General features: G+C 72.2%; 3 protein-coding genes. 1 reads left to right on the top strand and 2 read right to left on the bottom strand.

The genetic code is table 11. From position 1 onward, the window contains the following. The coding region (locus tag IEZ08_RS38900; RefSeq protein ID WP_189244228.1) for a dolichyl-phosphate-mannose--protein mannosyltransferase at positions 1 to 1,109 on the bottom strand (1,109 nt) is incomplete at its 3' end. An 82-nt stretch (positions 1,110 to 1,191) separates the two neighbouring features. Next, positions 1,192 to 2,064, bottom strand: coding sequence for a 16S rRNA (cytidine(1402)-2'-O)-methyltransferase (rsmI, locus tag IEZ08_RS38895; RefSeq protein ID WP_229803964.1), 873 nt, complete (start codon positions 2,062 to 2,064; stop codon positions 1,192 to 1,194). Between the two features lie 159 nt (positions 2,065 to 2,223). Here rsmI and IEZ08_RS38890 point away from each other — a divergent pair. After that, positions 2,224 to 3,386 (top strand): dolichyl-phosphate-mannose--protein mannosyltransferase (locus IEZ08_RS38890; RefSeq protein WP_229803963.1); only part of this gene is annotated, 1,163 nt, incomplete at its 3' end.

Genomic DNA, 3,386 nt, shown 5'->3' with positions numbered 1-3,386 from the left:
TCGTAGTGGAAGGCCACCGGGCGCAGCAGCAGCGGCCACTGCCAGGGTTCGGACTGGTAGGGGTGCGGGGTGGACAGTCCGTTGTGGAAGCCCAGGACCTGGAAGTGGTAGGCCAGCCAGGAGCGGGCGGAGTCGAAGACGAAGTAGAACGGGCCCTGGGAGGTGGCCTGCGCCCAGTTGCGCCCCCACCCCAGGGGGGAGGCGAACCAGCCGGCCCAGGAGGCGATGTAGGTGAGCGCCGGGATCAGCGCCATGCCGAGCAGCGCGGTCGGCGCGTCCCGGTTCAGCGCCCCGGTGTACGGCCGCCGCAACCCGATCGCCCGGCGGGCCCCCGCGTCCCAGACCAGGGACATGACGGCGAAGGCGACCAGGAAGAAGATCCCCGACCACTTGACCGCGCAGGCCGCCCCCAGGCAGGCGCCCGCCGCGATCCGCCACGGACGCATGCCCAGCCACGGCCCCTGCTCGCTCAGCGGGGAGGATTCGTACCAGTCCACCAGCCTGGCGCGCATGTGATCGCGGTCCGCCACCAGGCAGGCGAACCCGGCCAGGACCCAGAAGGTCAGCAGGCCGTCCAGCAGCGCGGTCCGGGAGAGCACGAAGTGCAGGCCGTCCAGGGCCAGCAGCAGCCCGGCCAGGCAGCCCAGCAGGGTGGAGCGGGTCATCCGGCGGGCCACCCGGGCCAGGATCAGGATCGACAGCACCCCGGTCACCGCGGCGGCGAAGCGCCAGCCGAACGGATCCACGCCGAAGAGCTGCTCTCCGACGCCGATCATCCACTTGCCCAGCGGCGGATGGGCCACATACAGCGGGCAGACACCGGTGTCCGGCGGGACGCACTGCTCCCAGATGCGGGTGTCACCGGCGATCAGCATGCGGTCGGCGACGGGGTCCTCGTTGCTGCCCAGTGCCTTGCGTTCGACGCCGAAAGTGATCAGCGCGAACGCGTCCTTGGCGTAGTAGGTCTCGTCGAACATGACCGCGTGCGGACGGCCGAGGTCGGCGAAGCGCAGGACCGCGCCGAAGGCGGCGACCAGCAGCGGGCCCAGCCAGCCCCACAGGATGTTCCCCGGCATGGGCGGCACCAGCCGCTCCCGCGTTGATCCCATTTAGGAAATTATGCTGATAAGCCAGCCCCGATGAACAGCATTACAAAGATCGCGTTTGGAGCGTCCGGGATCCCGGCCGGAGTCAGCCCCGGTGGACGGCGTCGTAGAGCTCCCGCTTGGGGATGCCCGCGGCCCTGGCGACGTCCACGATCGCCTGCTTCCGCGGCACGCCCGTCGCCTCGCGCCGCGCGACCTCGGCGACCAGGTCGTCCATGACCGGTTCCAGGTCCTCGGGGGAGCGCCCGGCGACGACCACGGTGATCTCGCCCTTGACCCCTCCGGCCGCCCACTCGGCCAGCTCGCCCAGGCCGCCGCGCCGTACCTCCTCGTAGGTCTTGGTCAGCTCGCGGCAGACCGCCGCGGGCCGGTCGGCGCCGAACGCCTCCGTCATCGCGGCCAGGGCCGCGGCCAGGCGGTGCGGCGCCTCGAAGAAGACCATCGTGCGCTCCTCGGCGGCCAGGGCGGCCAGCCTGCGCGCCCGCTCGCCCGGCTTGCGCGGCGGGAAGCCCTCGAAGCAGAAGCGGTCACTGGGCAGCCCGGAGACCGCCAGCGCGGTGGTGACCGCGGACGGGCCGGGGAGCGAGGTGACGGCGACGCCCGCCTCGACGGCCAGCCGGGTCAGGCGGTAGCCGGGATCGGAGACGCCGGGCATGCCCGCGTCGGTGATGACCAGCACGGTGTATCCGGCCTGGAGCACCTCCAGGAGCTCGGCGGCCCGGCCGGTCTCGTTGGCGTCGTAGTAGGAGACGATCCGGCCGTCGATCCGCGCGCCCAGCTCGGTGGCGAGGCGGCGCAGCCGGCGGGTGTCCTCGGCCGCCACCACGTCGGCCGTCTCCAGCGCCTCGCGCAGCCGCGGTGAGGCGTCGCCCGCCTGCCCGATCGGGGCCCCGGCCAGCACCAGCCTCCCCGCCGGGGAGGCCCCGCCGGTCACGCCCTCGTTCGAACCGCCGGTCACGTCGTCCCCCAAACTCTCGGTTACACCCCCATCCTCCCCCACCGCGGAGTAGAGTCCGGACGAGGAAGCACCCTCGCCGCCCGCGGAGAAGCTCCCCGATTAGGGGCTTATGCGGTGTTTCCCGGGTGAGGCGGCCGGGCGGGCCCGTACGATGTCCGGGTGGCCGTGACCGATTTCCCTGACCAGGCGTTCGACCAGCCGGAACCCCGGCCCGACGAGCGCGCGCCCAAGGACTCCGTGCACGACCGGCTGGTGCCGCCCATGCCGGGGAGCGTGCTGTGGGGCTGGCTGGGCCCGCTGCTGGTCGCCGCCTTCGGCGCGGTCCTGCGCTTCACCGACCTCGGCCGTCCGAACACGGTCATGTTCGACGAGACCTACTACGCCAAGGACGCGTTCGCGCTGCTGAAGTTCGGCTCCGAGCAGAACGCCGTCAAGGACGCCGACAAGCTCCTGATGCAGGGCAACCTGGACATCTGGCAGCAGTGCGCCCCGGCCGAGGTCGACAAGTGCGCCTCCTACGTCGTCCACCCGCCGCTGGGCAAGTGGATGATCGCCCTCGGCGAGCACTTCTTCCAGATGAACCCGTTCGGCTGGCGCGTCGCGGTGGCGACGGCCGGGGTGCTGTCGATCCTGATCCTGGCCCGGGTGGCCCGCCGGATGACCCGCTCCACCCTGCTGGGCTGCCTGGCCGGGCTGCTGCTGGCCCTGGACGGCCTGCACTTCGTGCTCTCCCGGACCGCGCTGCTGGACATCTTCCTGATGCTCTTCGTGCTCGCCGGGTTCGCCTGCCTGGTGGCGGACCGCGACCACGCCCGGGCCCGCCTCGCCGGCTGGTACGTCTCCTCGCGGCTCACCGAGGACGGGCCGTGGCTGGGCATGCGCCCGTGGCGGATCGCCGCCGGGGTGCTTCTCGGCGCGGCCTGCGCGGTCAAGTGGTCGGGGATCTTCTTCCTGGTCGCCTTCGCCGTCATGTCCCTGGTCTGGGACGCGGGGGCCCGCCGGGCGATCGGGTTGCGGCGGCCGTACACCGGGGCGCTGAACAAGGACGCGCCCACCGCGCTGCTCGGCATGGCGCTGATCCCGGCGCTCACCTACATCGCCTCCTGGGCCGGCTGGTTCGCCACGCCGAACGGCTGGGGGCGCAACTGGGCGCAGGCCACCTCCCAGGGCCCGTTCTACTTCGTCTTCGACTCCGCCCGCTCCTGGCTGGCCTACCACTTCCAGGTCCTGGGCTTCCACAACGGACTGTCCACCCCCCACAGCTACCAGTCCGAACCCTGGCAGTGGCCGCTGCTGCTGCGCCCGGTGGCCTTCCACTACGA

The organism is Planobispora rosea, from assembly GCF_014648175.1.
GTDB lineage: Bacteria > Actinomycetota > Actinomycetes > Streptosporangiales > Streptosporangiaceae > Planobispora > Planobispora rosea.
The sequence above is the reverse complement of the archived record's forward strand: the minus strand, read 5'-3'. Positions and strand labels throughout refer to the sequence as shown.